The sequence below is a fragment of the Sorangium sp. So ce302 genome, from assembly GCF_051530145.1.
Taxonomy (GTDB): domain Bacteria; phylum Myxococcota_A; class Polyangia; order Polyangiales; family Polyangiaceae; genus Sorangium; species Sorangium cellulosum_B.
Genome location: NZ_CP150326.1, coordinates 6,257,279 through 6,279,102 on the forward strand (window position 1 = coordinate 6,257,279; position 21,824 = coordinate 6,279,102).

Below are 21,824 nucleotides of genomic sequence, written 5' to 3' on the forward strand. Positions count from 1 at the left end.
GGCTCGGCGCGCAACTCCGCACGAGCGATCTCGCAGGGAGCCTCCGCGCGGCGCTCGCGGCCCCGCGACGCGAGCACCACGCATTGCACGACCCAAGCCACCTCGGCCGCGCCGCTCCGCGGCGAGACTCCCCGCGCTCTCGGCCGAGATTGACCGCCTCGCGTCCGGCTCCTAGGCTGCCGCGCATTCCATGACAGCGCACACGAAGGACGGAGAGAGCGCGCCCGGCGCCGGCGATCGGACGCTCGAAGGGACAGCGGATCCCGGCGCGCGCCTGTTCCTCGACTTTCTCTCCTCGATCCGCCCCCGCGTCGACGCCGCGCTCGATCAGCGCTGGCGCGACAAGGCGGCCTCCGTGCAGCGCTACGGCCGCGAGGTCGAGGCCATGGTCTCCGAGGCGAGGAGCCTCACCCTGCGCGGCGGCAAGCGGTTCCGCGCGGGGCTGCTCGTCGCCGCCTACCAGGGCGTCGCGCCGGACGCGCCGCTCGGCCCCGCGATCGACGCCGGCGTCGCGCTCGAGCTGCTCCAGACGTACCTGCTCATCCAGGACGACTGGATCGACGGCGACACCGTCCGGCGCGGAGACCGCACCGTCCACATCGCGCTGACCGAGACGCTCGGCGATCCGCACCTCGGGGCGTCATCCGCGATCCTCGCGGGCGACCTCACCTGGAGCTTCGCGCTGAGCACGCTCGCGGGCGCGGACGCGCCGCCGGCGACGACGCTCGCGGCCGTCCGGCTGTTCTGCGAGATGCACGAGGACGTCGTGATCGGGCAGCACCTTGACGTCGTCGGCCGGGCCGAGGACGTCGAGCAGATGCACGCGCTCAAGACCGGCAGCTACACGGTGCGCGGCCCGCTCGCGCTCGGCGCCACGCTGGCCGGCGCGCCGGCCGAGACCGTGGCGGCGCTCGAGCGGTTCGCGGCGCCCGTGGGCGTCGCCTTCCAGCTGCGCGACGACCTCCTCGGCACCTTCGGGAGCGCCGCCGCGACCGGCAAGCCGGTCGGCAACGACCTGCGCGCCGGCAAGCGCACCGCCGTGCTGGCCGCGGCCGAGGGGCGCCTCGACGCCGCCGGCCGGAGCGCCGTCGAGCGCGCGCTCGGCCGCAAGGACGCGAGCGACGACGCCGTGGCGGCCGCGACGCTCGCGCTCGAGGCGTGCGGCGCGCGGCGCGCGGTCGAGGAGCGGCTCTCCGCCCTGTGCGGCGAGGCCGAGGTCCTCGCGCGCTCGCTGCCCGTGAGCGCGTCGGCGCGGCAGATCCTGTGCGGGGCCGCGAGCGCGCTCCGGTGGACCGGCGCATGACCGAGGCGCTCGGCGAGGCGTCCGGCAAGGTCATCCTGCTCGGCGAGCACGCCGTCGTGTACGGGGCGCCCGCGCTCGCCGCCGGCATCGAGCGCGGCGCCCGCGCGCGGGCAGCCCGCTGCTCCGGCGCGAGCGCCCTCCGGCTGGGCGGGCGCGAGCTCCGCGCGGCGCCGGCCGAGGAGGACGTCGCGCGGGCGTTCGCGGCGCTCCTCGGGGCGCTGCCCGACGTCGGCCCAGTGCGCGTCGAGGCCGAGAGCGATCTGCCGCCCGGCGGCGGCCTGGGCAGCTCGGCGGCGCTCGGGGTCGCGATCGCCCGGTCGGTGGCCGCGCTCGCACGCACGCCCGCGGCCGCCGCGCGGACCGCGTCCGAAAGCGCAACCGCCGTGCACACCGCGGCCGACGCCGCCGCCGTGACCGACGCCGCCGCCGCCTGGGAGCGCGTGTTCCACGGCAACCCGTCGGGCATCGACACGACGGCCGCGGCCCGCGGCGGCTGCTTCCGCTTCACCCGGGCGCACGGCGCCACCTCCGTCGCCCCGCGCGACGACCTGTGGCTCTGCGTGGGCTCGACCGGGGTGTCGTCGTCCACGCGCAGCATGGTCGAGCTCGTGGCGAGGCTCTTCGAGCGCAAGCCCACGCTGGCCGCGACGTCCATCGCGGGCATCACCGCGCTCGTCGAGAACGCGGCCCTCGCGATCGAGGCGGGCGACGCGGTCGCGCTCGGCCGGCTGATGGACCTGAACCAGATGCTCCTCGCCGGCATGTTCGTCTCGACCGAGGCGATCGAGGCCCTGTGCAAGCTCGCGCGCGAGGCCGGCGCGCTCGGCGCCAAGCTCACCGGCGCCGGCGGCGGCGGCTCGGTCATCGCGCTGCTCCCGCCGCCTCCACCGGGCGACGGCGGGGCGAAGGCGTCGAACGGCGCCGCGGACCGCGTGCTCGCCGCCTGGCGCGACGCGGGGTACAGCGGCTTCGTCACCCGGGTGAAGGCGGGCGTGACGAGGACGGAGTCACAGGAGCAAGCATGAGCATCGTGAGCCGGGCGACCGCGATCGCCCATCCGAACATCGCCCTCGCGAAGTACTGGGGCAAGCGGGCCGATGGCCACAACCTGCCCGCCGTCCCGAGCCTCTCGGTGACGCTCGCCGGGATGGCGACGACGACCGAGGTCGCCTTCGACGCGTCGCTCGACCGCGACGAGCTCCACCTCGGCGGCGCGGCCTTGCCGCCGGACGCGGAGCCGACGCGCCGGGTCGCAGGGCTCCTCGACCGGGTCCGCGCCGCCTCGGGGCGGCGCGAGCGCGCCCGCGTGGTCAGCCGGAACGACTTCCCCACAGCGGCGGGCCTCGCCTCGAGCGCGTCGGCGTTCGCCGCGCTCGCGCTCGCCGCGAGCGCCGCCGCGGGCCTGCCCACCGCGCCCGCGCTGGTGAGCGATCTCGCGAGGAAGACCTCGGTCTCGGCCGCGCGGTCCGCGTTCGGCGGCTTCGTCGAGCTCCGCGCCGGCCGCCCCGGGGACGAGGCGCTCGCCGCGACGCCGCTCGCGCCCGAGGACCACTGGCCGCTCGCGGTCGTGATCGCGGTGACGCGCGAGGGCCCGAAGGACGTCGGCTCCAGCGACGGCATGCGGCACACCGCGATGACGAGCCCGTACTTCCCCGCGTGGGTGGACGCGGCGCCGTCGCTCTTCGACGCGGTCCGCGCCGCGGTCCTCGCGCGCGACCTCGCCGCGCTCGGCGCCGCGGCCGAGGCGAGCGCCCTGTGCATGCACGCCTCGAGCATCGCCGCCTCGCCGGGCCTGCTCTACTGGACCGGCGCCACCGTCGAGGTGATCGCCGCGGTGCGGAGGCTCCGCGCCCAGGGGACGCCGGCGTTCTTCACCATCGACGCCGGCCCGCACGTGAAGGTCTTCACGACGCCCGAGGCGCAGGCCGCCGTGGGCGCGGCGCTGCTCGCCGTGCCCGGCGTCCTCCGCACCATCACGGCCGTCCCCGGCGGCGGAGCCCGCCTCGCGCCCTCGTCCGGGGGCGCGTGATCGTCCGGGCGCCTGGCAAGCTGGTCCTCTCGGGTGCCTACGCCGTGCTCGAGGGCGCGCCCGCGCTGGTGGCCGCCGTCGATCGGTACGTCCTCGCCGACCCGGCGCGGCCCGCTGCGCTCGTCACCGAGGAGGTCCAGGCCGCGATCGACGCGGGCGCGCTCGACGTGGCGGCGTGGTTCGACGCGTCCGCGCTCCGCTCGGCGGAGCCGGAGCCGCCTCTCGCCTCGCCGGGCGCGCCGCCCCGCGAGGCGAGCCGCAAGCTGGGCCTCGGATCGAGCGCCGCCATCCTCGTCGCGACGCTCGCCGCGCGCGCCGCGGCGGCCTCGGAAGCGCGGGCGGCGCCGGCCGGCCAGCGCGCGCCCGCGTGGGACCCCCGCGCGCTCTTCCTCGACGCGCTCGCGGCGCACCGGCGCGCGCAGGGCGGCGGCAGCGGCGTGGACGTCGCGGCGAGCGTCTACGGCGGCGTGCTCTGCTGCCGGCTCGGGCCGGGCGGCGAGCTCGACGTGGCGCCGCACGCCCTGCCGGGCGGCCTCGTGATCGAGGTCTTCGCCAGCGACGCCTCGGCGCGCACGAGCGCCATGCTCGAGCGCGTGCGCGCGCTCGCGGCCCGCGAGCCGGAGGCGCACCGCGCGCTGCTCGGCGCGGCCGCCGAGGGGGCGCGCGCCGCGGCCTTTGCCGCGGACGCCCGCGCGCTCGTGGCCGCGCTGGATCGGCAGGTCGACGCGCTCGCCGAGCTCGGCGACCGTTCGGGCGCGCCGATCGTCACCCCCGCGCTCAGGCGCCTCCGCCCCGCCGCGGCCGCCGAAGGAGCAGCGATCGCGCCGAGCGGCGCGGGCGGAGGTGACGTCTCCCTCTTCGTCGGCGGCGCGCCGCCCTCGACGGCATGGCTTGCCGCGGCGCGTGAAGCCGGCCTCGAGCGCGTGCCGATGTCGCTCGGCGCCCCCGGCGTCCACGTGCTGGACGCAGCCCGTCCGCTCCCCGCCTGAGCGCGTCCCCTCGCCGATCGTGCGCCGCGCGGTGCCGGAGCGCTTGGCACGGAGCCCGCTCTGCTCGCTCCCGGATCGACCGCGGCGCTGCGCTCGGGCGACGCACCGCGGTCCTTCATGAGGCCTTCGGGACGCGAACAGCAGGGAAAGCATGGACTTCGTGGAGCCGGCGATGCTGCAGCGCCGCCGTGAAAGCTTGAGTTTTCATGGTGATACCGCCTGGACGGCCGATGAGCGCGGTGGGCGCCCGGTCCTCCAAGGCGGGCTCCGCGGGCAGGAGGCTGCCGGCGCGGGCTCGGCGGGCGTGACCTGCGTTCACAGCGCGCTGAGACGCATCGGCGCGGGGGCGCGCGCAGGCGCGCCGGACCGCCGACCGTCGGTCGCGGTCCGGCCGCGGGGGGTGGTGAACGGGGTGAGGTGGCACGAGGACCACAGGACCAGGTGAGGAGGGGGGCTCCATGACGACGTGCGATCGAGAGCTTTGCCGATTGGAGGATGTGCTTGGCGCCAGCATGGCCGAGTCGAGGGCCATGCTGGCAGCGTTCGGCGTCCAGGTCGCACCGCTGCGGAGGCGCACCGCGAGCACGTACCTGGGGCGGGTGCTGGTCCACCCGTACAACCTGCTCGTCGTGGGGAGCGCGCTCCTCCTGAGCTTCATCGGCTGGAGCCCGCTGCTCCTGCTGCTCGGGCTCGGGGCGGAGCTCGTGATCCTGTGCGTCATCCCCTGGCGCGGCTTCTTCCGGCGCAGCATCGACGCGCAGCTCGACGAGGTGGATCGGGCGGCCTGGTCGCGGGCGCGCGAGTCGTTGATCCGGCAGATGGACATCCGGCACCAGCAGGAGCTCGCGCGGCTCGACCGGCTGATCGATCGCACCCGCGAGAACATCCGGCGCCGCGGCGGATCGATCCCGCCCCTGCTCGACGAGGGCTTCGGCCTGAGCCGCCTCATCATGAGCTACATCCGCCTCGCGATCGCGCACAAGGCCGGCCAGGAGTCGCTCGCGATGACCAACCACGGCGAGCTCATGGACACGATCCGCTCGCTCGAGGCGGTCCGGAGCACGTCCGCGGGGCGGACCCGCGGGCTGTCCGAGCGGCGCCTCTCGATTGCCTACCGGCGCGCCGAGTGCTGGAGCCAGACCCGCGACGGGCTGGAGGTCGTGTCGCAGAAGCTCGCCACCATCCTGGAGCTCATCCAGCTCATGCACGAGCAGTCGATGACGCCCGTGGATTCGCCCGCGACGTGCGTGGAGATCGACCGGTTCATGCGCGAGCTCGACGATCTCGACAACGGCGAGAGCACGCAGCGCGAGCTCGCGGAGCTCGACATGGACATGGACAGGGCGTTCGAGCTCGAGGAGCTCGAGACCGAGCACATCCAGCACAGCCGCCCCCCGATGCGCCTCGTCGCGCGCTGAGCGGCGCGGATCGGCGGCGCCGGCCGGCGCGATCGCTCGGCGACGCGGGGGAGCGCGCGGCGCCGCGCTCGGGCCGGTGCCGTTGACGGCGCAGCGCGGCAGGCTAACGTCGGCGCGCGATGCTGAAGCTCAGGCGACTGCGGATCGAGAAGTTCCGGGGCGTGGCACCGGGCACGGAGCTCCGGTTCTCGGACGGGCTCAACGTGATGCTCGGCCAGAACGGGACCGGAAAGACGACGCTGCTCGAGCTGATCTCGATGGTGGTGAGGTCGGATTTCAGCAGCCTGGCCAGGGAAGAGTTCGCGGTGGAGTACGAGCTCGCGATCCCGGGAGAGGCGAAAGCGGTCGTCGCTGTCAGCAACAAAGATCAGACGAGCGTTGCTGGGACAATGCCTCGCATCATCATCGACTCGCCGGAGCATTGGCGAGCAGTGGCAGCTGTCACAATCGAGGACTCGTCATCCGGAGCTCGTCACCACATCCGGTACGACAGCGAACATGGACTCACAGTAGGAGATGAGCCGCCGGTCGGGCGGGCTCGCGACTTATCGTGCCTCGATCCTGGGTTCCTCTGGGTCTACATGGCGCAGGATCCAGGACCCATCGCGAAATCCATGCACGACAACGTTCTACTCGCGAGCGCCGCCCGGCGATTCGATGAATCGCTGGAGCTCTTCACGTGGCTCACCGGGTCGAGAGATGCTCACCAGAGGGCCATACTCTATCAAAAAGGGAAATTGGTCCCTGTAGTTGGCGTCCTTCTCCTGCCGGATGTGCTTGTTCTCAGACTGGAAGCGATGCATGCGCGAACAAAGTCTGACTACGTCTTCACGCACACCGAGCTCGATTTCCTGGACATCCTCAGGAAGATCATGGGATTCGATGGCTCCGAGCTCAAGGTGGAGGTGACCGAACGGCACCCGTGGGGACACGACATCGAAACGTTGACGCTGGGAGATCTCGTATTCCGGTTCTGGTGGGAGGGCGGCGAGTTCATCACCCACGCGCGCCTGAGCTACGGGCAGAAGCGCCTGCTCACCTTCTTCTATTACCTCGCCTGCAACGACGACATCGTCATCGCCGACGAGCTCGTGAACGGCCTGCATCATCACTGGATCACGGCGTGTGTCGAGGCCATCGGAGAGCGTCAGGCGTTCTTGACGAGCCAGAACCCGCTCCTGCTCGACTACGTCCCCATCACCTCGCCCGAGCAGATCCACCATAGCTTCGTGCTCTGTCGCGGCGAGCGGCGCGGCGGCAGACCGGCCTGGACCTGGACGAACATGAGCGACGAGGACGCAGCGGAGTTCTTCGCCGCATACGAGGTCGGCGTCGAGCATGTGAGCGAGATCCTGCAGTCGCGAGGGCTGTGGTGAGCGACGAGGGGGCCCGCCTCTCGATCGTGATCCTCACGGAGGACAGCGGCGAGGACGGTCGCGCGACCGTCGAGGCGCTCGTTGGCCGGATGCTCGAGCTCGTCGTTCCCGGTTACGGGCGCCATCGGGTCGACTTCCTTCCGAGCGAGCCGAAGGAGGAGGAGGCGATGCGCGGCAACGTCTGGAAGACCGACGGGAAGAACCCGCGCGAGCACGAGCGACGCATCCGGCTGCTCAGGTACATCGCGCGCAAGCTGTTATCGCCGAACACCTTCGTCGTTTTCCATCTCGACGGCGATCGGCCGTGGGCCGAGCGGAACACCAGCGAGAACCTCGACAAGTTCGATCGACGGGTCCTCACGCAGCTGCCGCAGGTCGCCGAGCGGGGTCGCGCGAACGCTCCTCGGACCAGGCTGCGAGCCAAGGACGACGCCGAGCCGCCTGCGCCCGTGCTGCAGATCGAGCGTCTCCTTCTCGTCTGCCCGTTCCGGAGCATCGAGGCATGGCTCTACCAGAACGTTCGGCGCGCGAGCGAGATCTGCCGCCGCGAGCACGGGGGCCGCCACGTCGGGGACATCGAGTCATGGGAGGGAAGGCGTGCGGAGCTCGATGAGCTGCCCGCGCCCGACCAAGCGCTGTGCCTGAAGAAGGCATACAACAGGGAGCTCGCATCCAACGGATTTCCCACGCAGCTCGCCTACGACGTGAGGAAATCGTTCGCCGAAAGTGTGGATCGCATGGGCCGGTGCGGCGCGTTGCGCGCTGCGCTCGAGCGCACACGCGGCTGGGAATGATGCGGCCGCTGCACCAGCGGCGCTGATGAGGGCGAGGAGGACCTCGGGCGCACCGCGTCGACGGCGCCACGGCCGCAAAGCTGCCACGCGCTTCCGCGAGCGCACGGCCGTGATACCCAGCTATCATGGGACAAGCCACGTTTCTCGCCCGGCGGCTCACGCCAAGCGGCTGCATCGTCGGAAGAAGAGCGAGCCCGACGTTCCCGTCTGATCCACCCCCTCCCCCCACGTCAGCCGCCCCCGGAGAAGCCGTCCGAGCCATGCGGTCGCAAACGCCGTTGCCCTCTCGCGTCGCGCCGTCGAGGATGGCCGCATGCGAACAGCGCCTGTGCCGAACATCCCCGCGATCCCCGGCATGAATCCGGGAGTCTTCGTGATGGGCGGAGGAGGAGGCGGCGACGGGTCCGGGGGGAAAGGCGGCGGCGGTTCGACAGGCGCGCGGGGAGCCGACGGGAAGGGCGGCGGCAGTGACGCTGACGGCGGCGGGAAGAGCGCGGGGTCGTGCGGCACCGGCTCGACCGACGGCGGCGGCTGCCCCAACCACCACGGGCCCGGTACGAGCGGCACCATGTCGCGCGGCGATCCGGTCGACGTCGTGACAGGCCGCGTGTTCACGCTGCCCGCCGTCGACCTCTTTCTTCCGAGCCCGCTGCCGCTTCGGATCGAGCGCACGTATTCCAGCACGTCGCGCGACCGTGACGTAGGCCTCGGACCGGGGTGGACCTTCTCGCTCGTGTGGCAGGTGATCGAGCGCCGGCGGTCGGTCCGCGTCATCACGTCCGACGGCGTGGAGCACGATTTCGGCAGAATTGAACCGGGCGCCGGTGCGATCGGCCCCCATGGCTGGCTCCTGCACCGAGAGGGCCTCGGGTTCCGGCTCGATCTACCAGACGGTCCGCGCCTCATTTTCGAACTTCAGGTGCCGTCGGACGACGGCATGACCTACCGCCTCTCGGCGATCGCCGATCGCTGGGGCAACCGCATCGTCTTGGACCACGAGCAAGGCCATCTCGTTCAGGTGACCGACGCCGCCGGACGGGTCGTACGCGTCGTCCGCGGGCGCGATGGCCATATTGCCGCTCTGGAGGCGAAGAACGCGCTCGAACAGGGGAGGTGGGTCCCGTTCGTCCGGTACTCGTACGACGCACACGGGCGGCTGACCGGCGCAGAGGACGCCGATGGCGAGCTCACGACGTACGCGTACGACGAGCGAAACCTGCTGACGTCCACCACGGGCCCGACGGGCCTCACCTTCTTCTTCCGCTACGACGCGGCGAGCCGATGCGTGGAGACCTGGGGAGAGGTTCCAGGCGCCACGGACATCAGCCTCGCGGAGGATGTCCCCGCGGTCCTTGCGGATCATGAGACGAAGGCGCGAGGGGTCCTCCACACGAAATTCGAGTATGGGGATGACGGTTACTCCGAGGCCGTGGATTCGGTCGGACTGCACCGCTATTTCGGCAACGCGCACGGCCTCGTCGCCAAGGCGGTCACGCCGCTCGGCGTCTTCCTGCGCAGCTACGACGACCGCGGCTTCCTCACCTCCTTCACGGACGCGCTCGGGGCGACCACCACCTGGGAGCGCGACCTGTTCGGGCGTGAGACGAGGGTGGTCGATCCGCTCGGGCGCGTGACGACGATCCGCCGCGATCCGGCGGGCGAGATCCTCGAGGTGTTCGGGCCTGACGGCGCCTCGACGCGCGTGCACCGCGCGGGCGACGAGCTGAGCTGGACCGACCCGCTCGGCGCAACGTGCATCGTGCGCTTCGACGCGCGAGGGCAGCCTGTCCGGGCGGAGTGGCCCGACGGCAGGACCATCGTCTTCGCGCGGGACGCGCACGGCAACGTGATCGAGCGCGTCGACGAGCTCGGGGCACGCACGCAGGCCAGGTACGACGCGTGGGGCCGGTGCGTCGAGATCCTCGACGCGCGCGGGGGGAGGACGGCGTTCACGTACTCGAACGCCGGCCGCCTGCTCTCGGTGCGCTCGCCTGACGGGGCCATCGAGCGGTACGCCCACGACGGCGCCGGAAACATCATTGCAATCACCGACGCCGAGGGTCGTACCACGCGCCTGTCCTATGGCGGCTTCCACAAGCTCTCGCGCATCGAGAAGCCGAACGGCGAGGTCGTGGAGCTCCGCTACAACCGCGAAGGGTGGCTCTCCTACGTCAAGAACGCCCGCGGCGAGATCTACCGCTTCACGCGGAATCCGGCGGGGCTCGTCGTGGAGGAGCACGCGTTCGACGGGCGCGTCACGCGCTACGGTCACGACGCGATGGGCCGCGTCGTGTGGTCGAGGAACGGCCTGGGCGAGCGCACGGAGTACGAGCGCGACGCCGCCGGGCGGCTCGTGCGGCGGGTATTCGCCGACGGGACGGAGGAGTCGTTCGAGCACGACGAGAAGGGAGACATCGTGGCCGCGGCGTGCCCTGCCGGGCTGTTCGCGTTCCAGCGCAACGCGAACGGCTGGATCGTGCGTGAAGAGCAGCACGTCGCGGGCGAGCGCGCCGACGTGCGGATCGACTACCGCCTCACGGGCGAGGTCGCCGGGCGCCGCACGTCGCTCGGGCACGCGGCGCAATGGACCCACGACTTCGCGCGCGGACAGGTGCAGCTCGCGCTCGACGGCGAGGTCGCCTCGGTGTCCCAGAACGACGTCCTCGGCCGCGAGGTCACGCGCGTGCTCCCGGGCGGGACGAGGATCGAGGCAGCGTACGACGCGCTGGGGCGGCTTTCGGAGCGCAGGGTGATCGCGCGCGCGGCGGCGCCCGCGGTCGGAGCAGGACAGCCCGCATGGGTCGGCCCGGTGCCGCCGGCCACCGTCCGCGCCGAGGCGTTCCGTTACACGAGCGACGGGCTCCTCGCGATGCGCTGGGACCAGCGGCGGGGCACCACGCAGTTCTCTTACGATCCGATCGGCCAGCTCGCGCGTGTCTTGCGGGAGGGCCGAGAGGAGGCCTCGTTCAGGTACGACGAGACAGGCAACGTGCACGACGTCACGCCTGGCGCGCCGGGGCGCCTGTACGGGCCGGGAGACCGGATCGAGCGCTGCGGCGCCGAGCGCTACGTCTGGGACGCCGAAGGGCGCCTCGTCGCGCGACGCGAGCGCCGCTCCTCAGGGGAAGAGGCGGTGACGCGCTACCGCTGGTCCGCCGCCGGCCGGCTCGACGCCGTGGAGCGGCCGGATGGGACGGTGGTCTCGTTCGAGTACGACCCCTTCGCTCGCCGGGTGGCGAAGCGGCTGTGGCGGCGCGAGGTGGACGGCAGGCGCACGCTCCTCGAGGCGACGCGCTTCGTGTGGGACGGCGGCGCGCTGGTCCACGAGATCAAGCACAGCGCAGCGGCCGGCGGCGCGCCCATCGTCGAAGAGCGCACCTACGTCTTCGAGCAAGGCTCGACGATCCCGTTCGCGCACCGCGACGCGCGCACGGAGGGCGGCGTGCGCACGGTGTCGCCGTGGTGGCACTACGTGAACGACGACGCCGGCGCCCCGGAGGCGCTCGTGGGCCCGGACGGCCGGCTCGGCTGCGAGTTCCTGCGCTCCCCGTGGGGCGCGGCCGCCGTGGCCGACGGCGCCTCGACGAGCACGCCCATCCGCTTCCGCGGGCAGTATGCCGACGAGGAGACCGGGCTGTTCTACAACCGCCATCGCTACTACGACCCCAAGCTGGGCCGGTACATCAGCCCCGACCCCATCGGCATCGAGGGCGGGCTCAACCCGTTCGCCTACGCCGCCAACTGCCCCACGTCCGCCGTCGACCCCGACGGGCTGATGTACTCCGTCATCAAGGACGCGCGGGGCAACGTGGTCGCAGAAGGACACAACCTCAAACAAGGCGGAGGTGTCGGTGAACAGCATCCGGCGGTGCCGCTGCCCGATCGCACCTCCTGCGCAGAGATGACGGCGCTCACGAGCCTCGCTCGCAAGATGGGACCGAACACGAAGAAAGAGGACATCGCGAAGCTGTTCAACGAGGAGGGCTACACCATCGAGACCTACGAAGGCACCAAGCACCACTACGACAAGGGCGTTCGGTTCGGCGCCAACCCGTGCGCCGCATGCAAGCAGATGTTCAACGACATGGGGATCACGAAGGGCATCATAGGACACGCACCGAGAAAACCCGAGAAAATCAAGCCTTGGGACGGAGAAACGACGTACACCCCCCTCTCCGAGCAGGTACTGCAGCAGGCGCAAAAGAGGAGACGATGAGAGATTCAATGCCTGACGGCCAAGAGCCTCCGATGCATACGGTGGATCGACTGCGCGGGCCGGAGGGTGGGTACGCGCGGTCGCATGCTGGCCTGGCCGAGTTCTGGCGATGGCTTCAAGAGGACGCCCTGGCCCGGTCCGCTTCCGAGCAAGACGCCGCTCTCCTCACGGCGCTCGACCGGTGGTTCGCGGAAGGGCCGAGCTGTGCGCTCGTCGTCGGCGCAGATCAGACGAGGCGCACCGCGGCCCTCGCGCGATGGGCCCTCTCCATGGCGACGCGCAATAGCGCAGAGGTGATCTTTCTTCCGGTGAGCTCGTGCTTCGGAACCGCGGTGGAACGCGAGGCGCTCAAGGTGCTCCTCGGTCTGTTTCGAAGCTCGCGGTCAGCAGCATTCTCTCGACCAAGCAGCCCTAATGAGCTCCGGTGGTCGATCGCGGGAGCGTTGCGGTGGGATCTGGAGATGGAAGATCCTGTGTTGCTCGTGATCGTCGACGGCCTCGAGCGCGCGGCGGACTGGGGGCCGGAGAAGGGGGTACCATTTCTGAACGAAGCCGGCTTCAGGGTGCGGTTCCTCGTGTCTGTGGGCGTAGAAGGTCCTTCCGCCCGGTGCTCGGACTGGCGTCAGCATCTCCAATGGACGGAGGAGAGGTCCGCGGTGCTGCACCTAACAGGAGACGCCACCGCCTCAGAAGAGGCGGTGCAGCAGGCGCGAGACACCCTGGCCGGGAGCGGGGACGAAGGGCGCGCGGCGGAGCGATGCCTCGACGCGCTGGCGGCGGCGCTCGCGCCGGTATCGAAGGACGACCTGATCGCGGCGTGCGGACTATCCAGCGGGTCGGTCGAGGCGCTCCACGGCGCGCCGCGTCCGGCGCGTGATCTCGTGGTCCTTGGAGACGACGGGGGCTACCGCTTCCGCGACGACGCGACGCGTGCTCGCTGGGCTGCATCGGCGGACATCGCGTCACTCGAAGACGGCATCGTCGATCGAGGCCTGGCCAGCCTGCGCGCGGCCAGGGCCCCCGCGGGCGATGCGATCGCCTGGCCTGCTTACCTCGTCGAGTACCTGGGGGCCCACATGTCGCGACGAGCGCCTGCGCTGTCCGCCTTCATGGAGCTCGTCTCGCCGGCGTGGCTCGCCGCCTGGATGGACAGACCGGGAGGGCTCGTGGGGTTCGTCACGGACACGCGCCGCGCGCGCACGGCTGCGGAAGAGGCGCTGTTCAATGCGTCCACCGAACCGGAGCGCACGGCGGCGTTGAACCACATCACGCGGTGCGCCGTCGTCGAGGGGACGCTGTTCGCCAAGGAGGGAAGCCGGCACGGACCGCGAGACGATCGCGCCCACCCCTACAAGGAGCCGAGCGTGGATCTCGCGAAGCCGACGGGCGCGGCGCGCGCGCGAGCGGTGGCGCTTCTCACGCTCGCAGGCACCCTCACCGGGGCCGAACGGGAGGCGGTGGAGGCGTGGGCGGACGAGGCGCGGGCCGCGCTCGGTGAGGCCGGCGAGCTCGTGCCATGTCCGATCCCCTCGTTCTCCGGTATCCCGACAGAGGCCGATCCGGAGCTCACGCGCCGGCTGCGCGACGCCGCTCCCAACAAGTTCGGGTCTCTTCTCTCCGGGCGTTATGACCAGGCTGCCGCCGCGTGTGCGGGGCTTGAGCCGGAAGAAGCCTTGCGCCTGGCGGACAGGACGGAGGGCGTCCTCCGCGTGACCGCCTTCGCGGCGATCGTGCCGCACCTGCCCGAAGCACTCCGCGAACGAGCCGTGGCCGAGGTCATGGACGCCTACTGGCAGCATGGCGACGACGACACGCTGCGATCCGTGCTCGCATGTGCGCCGTGGATGGCGCTGGACGACGCTGCGTGCGTGTTCTGCGCTGTGCTCGGGAACCGCTGGGAAGACGACTTCGAGAACCTCTTGATCGGCTGGGGCGGGCTCACGGACTTCGCGCCGCTGCTGCGCAGGCTGGGGGGCTCGGCGGCGATCGTCGGCGCTGCCGCCGCGATCGCGGAGGTGGGCCGCTGGCTGCCGTAGCGGCGCCTCGGGCCCAGGCCGCGTCGAGACCGGCGCCGCGTCGCTGACGCCCGCCGGGGAGCCAACGCCGCGTCGCCGACGCTCCCCGAGTTCCGACGCCGCGTCGCCGACGCCCGCCAGTGAGCCCGCGCCGCGTCGCCGACGCCCTCCGAGGAGCCCGCGCCGCGTCGCCGATGCGCCTCTCCGCCGCGCCTCCTCGCCCCGGGGTGCGTTCGCAGAGGAGGCCGCCTTGCGTCACGGGCATGGACGCAATGCTGCTCCTCATGGACGCAAAGTTGCCCGCCTCTTCGGCTCCCCCACGGCCGTGATACCCCCGCCATCATGGGAAAAGCCGCGTTTCTCGCCCGCCGGCTCACGCCGAGCGGGTGCATCGTCGCAGGTACAAGGCTCGCCTCTCACCGAGAGGCGCTGAAATCGAAGAAGATCAAGCTCGCCCCCAAGGTCGACGCAGCGGTCCAGTCCGTCATCGCGCGCACCGAGGCCGTCGAGGCGCTCGGGAGCACTGACGCCACCATGACGGAGATCGATCGCGGCGCCGACCGGTGCATTTCCGCATTCGGCGCCCAGCTCGACGGCATCGAACGCTCGTTCGACCACGACGACATCCTGCCGCTGAGCGATGACGAGGCCGCGCGCCGGGCCGACGCCGCGCTGGTGCGCTCGGAGGTGCTGTCGTCGGGCACGGGCTTCGTCAAGCTCGTGTACTCCCAGCAGTGGGTGCGCATGAGCGCGATGATCAAGGCGCTCGACGGCAAGGACGTGAAGGCGGCGGCGGAGCGCCTCGGGCTCGCGGCCGAGGTCGATCGCCTCCGGCGCTGGACCGCGCTCTACGGCCAGAAGCTCGGCGTCACCGAGGCGAAGAGCGCGGACCCGGCGATCAAGGCGGTGGAGGCGTGGCACGAGGCCTACGGCACGCTCATGGTCCAGGTCCACGCCGAGTACGACGACGACAAGGACGAGACGCATGCGCTCCTCCGTGACCGCCTCCTGTCGCCTTACGAAGACGCGGCGGAAGAGGAGCGGCGCGCCGAGCGGGCCCGCGCCGCGAGCGCCAGCAGGAAGAAGAACGAGCCCTCCGTTCCCGCCTGATCGAGGCTCGTGGAATGATCCCACGGCGCCAACCGGGCGCGGGTCGCACGGCGGCGGCTTCCCCGGCGCACCGCCGCACCAGGGCTGATCACCGGGACGCTGGCGCCTTCTCGAGGACGTCGGCGTTCTCGACCCACGCCGCGAAGACGGGCAGCTTGCTGCGCCGGGCGAGGACGAGGACCAGGAAAGGCATGGCGCAGCTGAAGCGCCGCGGGGGTGACCAAGCCGAAGGAACGCGACGGCGAGGGTGCCTTTGCGCCCCCGTCGTCGAGGCGAAAGCGGATGACCTGCTCGAGATGGCCCAGGCGAACGCGCCCGAGCGACGGACTCTCGAACACACGATCGGTGAGCTCGCTTGAGCGAGCGGCGCACGCGATATCGATCACCGGCATGAACAGGCCCTCGTCGGCGGAGAAGCGCGCGCGCGGGTGCACGTCGTCTTCCTGAAGAAGGGAGAGCGCGCGGCGGATCGTGCGCGCTAGCGTCGATCCGGCGGGCAACGTGGCCACGATGATCCTGACCTCGGGCTCGGCCGCGCGGAGCTCAACGACAAACTGGTTGTATGCGGCGTCGATCTCCTCGTCCGAGAGGCCCACGAGCTCGGCGTCCGTGTAGCGGGGGAAATGCACGAGCGCCTGCGTTGCCCGCAACTGCCAGACGGATTCGGGCTCGTCCGGGCTCGACCACACGCCGAAGCAGGGGACCTGAACGCCGTGATGAGATCGAGGGAACGGAGCGCGGGCCAGCGGAGGATCGAAGCGCGGGTGCATCGCAAAGCCGCTCCACAGGGCGATCCTGTCCGGGTCCGCGCCGGACGGCGCGCCCAGGGGCCAGTCCACGTCGAAGAGGCGGCAGCTCTCCCGCTGGAGCGCCTCGGCCGAGCTCTCGGCGAGCGGCCCGGCCCAGGCGGCCCAGTACGCCGGCTCCAGGGTGCGCTCGTCGATCAGGCTCTCGCGCATGGCCTGCGCGAGGGGCGCCGCCGGCTCACCGGTCCCGGCAGGCGCGATCTCGAGGCTCGCCCCTGCCAGCGGGGCGAGCCGCTGCCACGCGATCGCGCTCACGCCGGTCCACACGAGGCTCACGCCCGGCCGGTGCTCGACGTCGAGGTGAGGGCAGACGCGCACATGCGCGTGCGGCGCGTCGTGGTGGCAGACGGCGAAGGCGGTGGGCGGCATGGCGATGAGGGCAATTTAATCGCGGACGCCTGCCTCGCGCCGAGCGAGCCCGCGCCGCCAGCGCCAGGAAGAAGCACGAGCCCGACGTTCCTGCCTGGTCATCTCCCTCTCCCACACGTCAGCCGCGCCCCCGGCGAGCCGTCCGAGCCATGCAGCTTTCCCGGGCCACCGGACGGCGGGCTCGCGATGGCCGCGATTGCACACGCTCGCGGGACCGTGGGACCATCCAGTCACCATGGGTAAGGTCACCGCCCTCCATATGGACACCATCACCGAGAAATCCGGTCACCAGATGACCGGTATGGCGGTGAGCGTGTGTCTGACCCCGGCCGCGCCCAGCCCGTTGCCGATCCCCTACCCCACCATGGGCACGGTCTCGGAGGGGATCATCGACCCGTGCATGCGCACGAAGATCGAGGGCGCGAAGATCCTCACGGTCGGCGGCTGCATGAAGGCGTGCCACGGCAACGAGCCTGGCACGCTCAAGGAGGTCGTCAGCCTCAACACCGGCGGGCCTTGCTTCCCTTGGCTCGGCGCGCCGAACGTCATCATCGAGCTCGGCATGGCCGGCATCACCGGCAGCATGGGCCAGATGAACAAGAGCATCACCGTCGGCGCCGGCGCCAGCGCGAGCGGCGCAGGCGGCGGCGGCGGCGGCGGAGGGGGCGGCGGCGGCGGCGCCGGGGGCCCGCCCGGGGGCAGCCCGCAAGGCGGCGGCAACGGCGGCGGAGGCGGCGGCGGGGGCAACAGCGGCGCCGCGCCGCCGAGCCCGCCTGCGCCGCCGGGCGCGGAGGGCCAGGCGGCCGCGGGCCATCCGATCGACGTCGTGACCGGGACGCTGTTCACGATCCCGGCGGCCGACTTCACGCTCACCGGGTTCCTCTGGGTCCAGTGGATCCGCACTTACAGCACCTCGGCCGTGCGCCACCGCTGCGGCCTCGGGTGGGGCTGGTCGCACAGCCTCGCCTGGCGCGCCGAGCGCAACGGCGATCACCTCGTCCTCGTCGACGACCAGCAGCGCCGCACCGAGATGCGGCTGCCCGCGGCGGGTGAAGCGCTGCTCCTCCCCCACGGCCGGAAGGTGCACCTCGACGGGGACGCGATCGTCGTCGACCTCGGCGACGACCTCGCGCGGGTCCTCCGGCCCACCGCCGATCCGCGGGCGTACGCGCTCGCCGAGCTGCGCGACGCCTTCGGCAACGCGGCCACGATCGACTGGGATCAGGACGAGGTCGTGGCGATCACCGACTCGGTCGGCCGCCGCGCGGAGGTCTCCCGCGACGGGAACCTGCGCATCTGGTCCGTCGCCGTCGCGGATGAGGGCGGCAAGGAGCACCGCCGGCGCCTCGTGACCTACGAGCTCGACGGGCGCGGAGACCTCGTCCGGGTCATCGACGTGGGCGGCGCGGAGACCCGGTTCAGCTACGACGACGAGCACTACCTGCGCTCGGAGACGCGCCCCGACGGCGTCGTCTTCCATTTCGTGTACCAGGACGCGGGCGGCGAGCGGCGCTGCGTGGAGACCTGGGGTGAGCTGCCCGGCGGCGACCTCCTCGCCGCGCTCGGCGCCCCCGAGGCGCACGTGGCCGGCGGTCCCCGCGGCATCTTCCACACGCGCGTCGCGTACGGGCCCGAGCCTCACCAGACGACGGTGACGGACGCGCTCGGCCATGTGCATCGCTACCAGGGCAACGCGCTCGGGCTCGTCGAGCGCTACGTCGACCCGCGCGGCTACGCCATGCTGTTCACGTACGACGGGGTCGGGCGCCTCATCGCCGTCACCGACGGCGCCGGGGCCACGCAGCGACGCCGCCACGATCTCGCCGGGCGGCTGATCTCCCTCAGCGACGGCGGCGGCACGGTCCGGTACCAGACGGACGAGGAGCGGCAGGGCGTCACCACCATCGCCCCGAACAGCCACCGCTCCACCGAGCGGCGCAGCCGGGGGCGCGTCGTCGAGATCGAGGACGCGCGCGGCAAGACGACGGCCGAGTACGACGCGCGCGGCAAGAACACGAAGATCACGTACCCGAGCGGCCTCGTCGACACGCTCGAGTACGACGCGCACGGCAACCTCGTCCGCTACGCCCAGGGGGAGCGCGTGTGGACCTACGTGTACGATCTCCTGGGCATGCCCGTGCGCATCGAGTCGCCCGGCGGCGCGGCGACCACGCTCGAGGTCGACTCCTCGGGCAACATCGTCAGCGCCGTGGGGCCGAGCGGGCAGCGCACCGAGCGCGCCTTCGACGGGCTCGGGCTGTGCACGGCGACCTCGTACCCCGGCGGCGGCCGCGCGCACTACCGCTACGTGGCCAGCGCGCTCGTCGAGCAGGTGCTGCCGGACGGCTCGCGCTGGACCATGGGCTACGACGCGCTCCTCCGGCTGAGCTGGATGCAGAACGCCGCGGGCGAGCGGCGCTCGTTCGAGTACGACGCGGTCGGCAACCTCGTCCGCGAGACGACGTTCACGGGGCTCCAGTACCGCTACGAGTACGACGGCGCGGACCGGCTCGTGTCGATCCTCCGCCCCGACGAGTCGATCGTGCGGCTCTCGCGCGACGGCGCGGGCAACGTCGTCTCGCGGGAGTACTCGTCGGGCCTCATCGAGCGCTTCGAGTACGACGCCCTGGGGCGCGTCGCGCGCGCGACGAACGGCGCCTGCACGACGGAGCTCGCGTACGACGATCGCGGCGCGATCCTGCGGGACACCCAGACGTGCGGCGGCTTCAAGTTCGTCACGAGCTACGACTACGACGAGGGCGGCCAGCTCGTGGCGCGCCGGTACTCGTCCGGCTGGCGCGTGGCGCTGGAGCACGACGCGTACGGGCGGGTCGCCGCGATGGGCGTCGGCCATCCGGACGCCGCCGAGCGCTTCGTCTTCGAGCGCGACGAGCAGGACGGCGAGCGCGCCCGCCGGCGCGACGGTGGCGTCGGCGCCATCCTGACCCGGCGCAACGCCGAGGGCTTCCCCGTGGAGATCCAGGTGGAGGGCGCGTCGGGCGACGTCGTCCGCTCCCGCGCCTACCGCTGGCACCCGGTCGGGGCGCTGGCCGCCGTGATCGACAGCGAGCGCGGCGAGCGCCGCTACGAGCTCGACGCGCACGGGCGGCCCGTGGACGTCCGCGGGCTCAGCGCGACCGAGGCCTTCTCCTACTCGCCGCACGGCACGGCGATCGCGCGGGGTGAAGCGTCGGTCGGCGCCGGCGGAAGGCCGCGCGCGGCGGGCGACCAGGTCCTGACCTGGGACCGGCTTGGCCGGCTCTCGGGCCGGGACGCGCCCGATCCACAGCGCACATGGCGGTATGCCTTCGACGAGAACGATCGGCTGACCGAGGCCGTGCGCGGCGACGGGCTGAAGATCCAGTACATCTACGACGCGCTCGGCCGCCGCGTGGCCGAGATCGTCGGCCAGGGGAGCACGTGGTTCGGCTGGGACGGCGACAGCATCGTCGAGGAGCGCTCCTCGGGCGGGCAGGTCACGCGCCGTGTCTTCGACGCGTCAGGTCACATGCCGCTGCTCGAGTCGCAGGGCGGCGCGGGCTTCCGCCTCGTGGCGACCGACGCCGCGGGAACGCCGTGGCTCACCCTCGACGCGGCCGGCGAGATCACCGAGATCGATCTCACCACCTGGGGCGAGGTCGCCCACAAGCGCGGCGAGCCGGGCGCGCTCCGCTTCGCCGGGCAGCGCGCCGACGAGCTCACCGGCCTCCACTACAACCGGTACCGCTACTACGCGCCCGACCTGCGCGTGTTCATCTCGCCGGATCCCATCGGCCTCTCGGGCTCGCTGCAGGAGATCGGCTTCGTGCCGAACCCGACGCTCTTCATCGATCCGCTCGGGCTGCTCACGATCATCACGGCCTCGAACGATCCCAAGCTCCACAACGCGTACTACTCGCAGTACGCGGCGAAGTACCCGGGCGCGACGATCCTCAAGCCGAACCAGGTCGTGCCTGGCAGCCTCAAGGGCGAGACGGATGTCGTCGTCGACACCCACGGCTGGCCGGGCAGCGTCGAGTGGGCGGGGAAGAAGATCTCGGGGGCCCAGCTCGCGGACAAGCTGAACGCCGCCGGGTTCAACGGGAAAATGCCCGGAGCGCGCGTGGACGTCGTCACGTGCAACGGCGGGACGAAGCCGAACTTCATGGGCCGCAGCGTCGCCCAGGCGGTCGCGGACCGGACCGGCGCGACCACGTCCGGCGCGACCGCGAAGGGCGTCCCCGGCGTGGCCTCCGCCGGGGCGATGGGCAACGCGGGCGCCTCCGGCCTGGTCAGCGGAATGCCCACCGGCCTCGGATCTGGCAACGCCCCGGGCAACCTGCACGTCAACGGCGGCGGTCACCTGATCAAGGACATCAAACCGCGCTGGTACACGTTCGGGCAGTGACGGGCGGCCCGCCGCTCAGGGCGCGCCGGCGGTCGCGCCCTCGAGCGCCTCCGGCGACCCGATCCAGGCGGCGAGCCGCACCTCGTCCTGCGGCGGCGCGCCCAGGACGACGACGAGGAACGGGCCGTCGCACACGAAGTAGCGCTCGTACATATCGCCGCGCCCGAGGGTGAGCGGCCCGGGCTCGGTCGGCGGGAGCGCGTCCCAGCCCAGGCGGAAGCGGACGGCGTGGCGGGCGTCTCCGATCCGGCGCCCCTCCCCGCCCGCGAGCGGCTTGCCGACGAGCTCCTCGTGCACACGGGCCGCGCACAGGTCGAGCGGGGGGATCTTCAGCGCACAGCGCCGGTCGAAAGGCTTCACGCCGAACCATCTCCCCAGCCAGCCCCTCGGCCTCCGCGCCGTCGCGACGACCTCCGCGACGGCGGCCCCGAGCGTCTCGGGGCGCGGGCACCGCGCGACAACCACGCGCTCATCCCCCTTGGCCTCGATCTCGATCACGAAGTCGTCGGGGCCGCTGTGGCGATGCACCGTCAGCTGCGCCGCGGCCCGCGACCACGTCGCGTCGTCGACGTCGTTCCAGAGCCCGAACGCAGGCAGGACGCGCTCGCCGAAGAGGACGCCTTCACGCCGGCTGGCGAAGGGCGCTGCGAACGACGGGCGCACGCACGAGAACGCGTACGCCCCGAGGGCGTCTCCGGGCGCGCTCTCCGGCAGCGCGCCCTCAGGCAGCGGCCCGAATCTGCGCGCGCCCTCCTGCGCCACCTCCCGGAGCGCTTCTGCCACGGCGCCGACGCGCGCGACCGACCAGGGCGACCCAGCGGCGCGCGGCATGGCGGACGCCTCCCCCGCTCGCTCCTCCAGAGGGAAATCCGGCGAGAAGATCAGGTTCAGGTCTGGAACGATGGGGGACGATAGCGACGGCACGAGCACGGTCGCGCGGCTCATCGTGGGCATGAGGTCCTCTGGTCCTGGAAGGAGGCGGGTAGTATAGCGCTCTCTTCCGCCTACCCTC

The 21,824-nt window shown here is 72.2% G+C and carries 13 protein-coding genes; 11 read left to right on the top strand and 2 right to left on the bottom strand.

The genetic code is table 11. From position 1 onward, the window contains the following. Nucleotides 1-190: 190 nt before the first annotated feature. From WME73_RS23565 to WME73_RS23610, 10 genes are all read left to right on the top strand, one after another. Entirely contained in the window at nt 191-1,303 is a 1,113-nt protein-coding gene (locus tag WME73_RS23565; protein ID WP_437917139.1) for a polyprenyl synthetase family protein, read from the top strand. Further along, the gene (gene mvk / locus WME73_RS23570) at nt 1,300-2,328 is read left to right on the top strand and encodes a mevalonate kinase (protein ID WP_437917140.1); all 1,029 of its coding nucleotides are present in this window, start codon (nt 1,300-1,302) and stop codon (nt 2,326-2,328) included. Before WME73_RS23565 ends, mvk begins: the two co-directional genes overlap by 4 nt. Continuing rightward, on the top strand, nt 2,325-3,332 hold the full coding sequence (gene mvaD, locus WME73_RS23575; RefSeq protein ID WP_437917141.1) for a diphosphomevalonate decarboxylase: 1,008 nt from the start codon (nt 2,325-2,327) through the stop codon (nt 3,330-3,332). The genes mvk and mvaD overlap by 4 nt, the downstream gene beginning before the upstream one ends. Next, a complete protein-coding gene (locus WME73_RS23580) occupies nt 3,329-4,321 on the top strand; it encodes a hypothetical protein (protein WP_437917142.1) in 993 nt (330 codons plus the stop codon). The genes mvaD and WME73_RS23580 overlap by 4 nt, the downstream gene beginning before the upstream one ends. A 530-nt stretch (nt 4,322-4,851) precedes the next feature. Next, complete coding sequence (locus WME73_RS23585) at nt 4,852-5,739, top strand: hypothetical protein (protein ID WP_437747632.1); 888 nt, start codon at nt 4,852-4,854, stop codon at nt 5,737-5,739. A gap of 119 nt (nt 5,740-5,858) precedes the next feature. Beyond that, a complete protein-coding gene (locus WME73_RS23590; RefSeq protein WP_437747633.1) occupies nt 5,859-7,115 on the top strand; it encodes an AAA family ATPase in 1,257 nt (418 codons plus the stop codon). Then, the gene (locus tag WME73_RS23595) at nt 7,112-7,909 is read left to right on the top strand and encodes a hypothetical protein (protein ID WP_437747634.1); all 798 of its coding nucleotides are present in this window, start codon (nt 7,112-7,114) and stop codon (nt 7,907-7,909) included. Before WME73_RS23590 ends, WME73_RS23595 begins: the two co-directional genes overlap by 4 nt. Nucleotides 7,910-8,222: 313 nt before the next feature. Next, nucleotides 8,223-12,125, top strand: coding sequence for an RHS repeat-associated core domain-containing protein (locus WME73_RS23600; RefSeq protein WP_437747635.1), 3,903 nt, complete (start codon nt 8,223-8,225; stop codon nt 12,123-12,125). Between the two features lie 32 nt (nt 12,126-12,157). Beyond that, nucleotides 12,158-14,161, top strand: a complete 2,004-nt coding sequence (locus WME73_RS23605; RefSeq protein ID WP_437747636.1) for a hypothetical protein — start codon at nt 12,158-12,160, stop codon at nt 14,159-14,161. Between the two features lie 321 nt (nt 14,162-14,482). Continuing rightward, nucleotides 14,483-15,250 carry a phosphoenolpyruvate--protein phosphotransferase gene (locus WME73_RS23610; RefSeq protein ID WP_437917143.1) on the top strand — a complete coding sequence of 256 codons (768 nt, stop codon included), beginning with the start codon at nt 14,483-14,485 and terminating at the stop codon, nt 15,248-15,250. Here WME73_RS23610 and WME73_RS23615 read toward each other — a convergent pair. Next, entirely contained in the window at nt 15,157-16,425 is a 1,269-nt protein-coding gene (locus WME73_RS23615) for a hypothetical protein (protein ID WP_437917144.1), read from the bottom strand. The two genes, WME73_RS23610 and WME73_RS23615, sit on opposite strands and share 94 nt — an antisense overlap. A 235-nt stretch (nt 16,426-16,660) precedes the next feature. Here WME73_RS23615 and WME73_RS23620 point away from each other — a divergent pair, with 235 nt between their 5' ends. Then, complete coding sequence (locus WME73_RS23620) at nt 16,661-20,812, top strand: PAAR-like domain-containing protein (RefSeq protein WP_437917145.1); 4,152 nt, start codon at nt 16,661-16,663, stop codon at nt 20,810-20,812. 15 nt (nt 20,813-20,827) lie between these two features. On the opposite strand, the gene WME73_RS23625 is transcribed toward WME73_RS23620, so the two are convergent. After that, nucleotides 20,828-21,766, bottom strand: a complete 939-nt coding sequence (locus WME73_RS23625; protein WP_437917146.1) for a hypothetical protein — start codon at nt 21,764-21,766, stop codon at nt 20,828-20,830. Nucleotides 21,767-21,824: the final 58 nt, after the last annotated feature.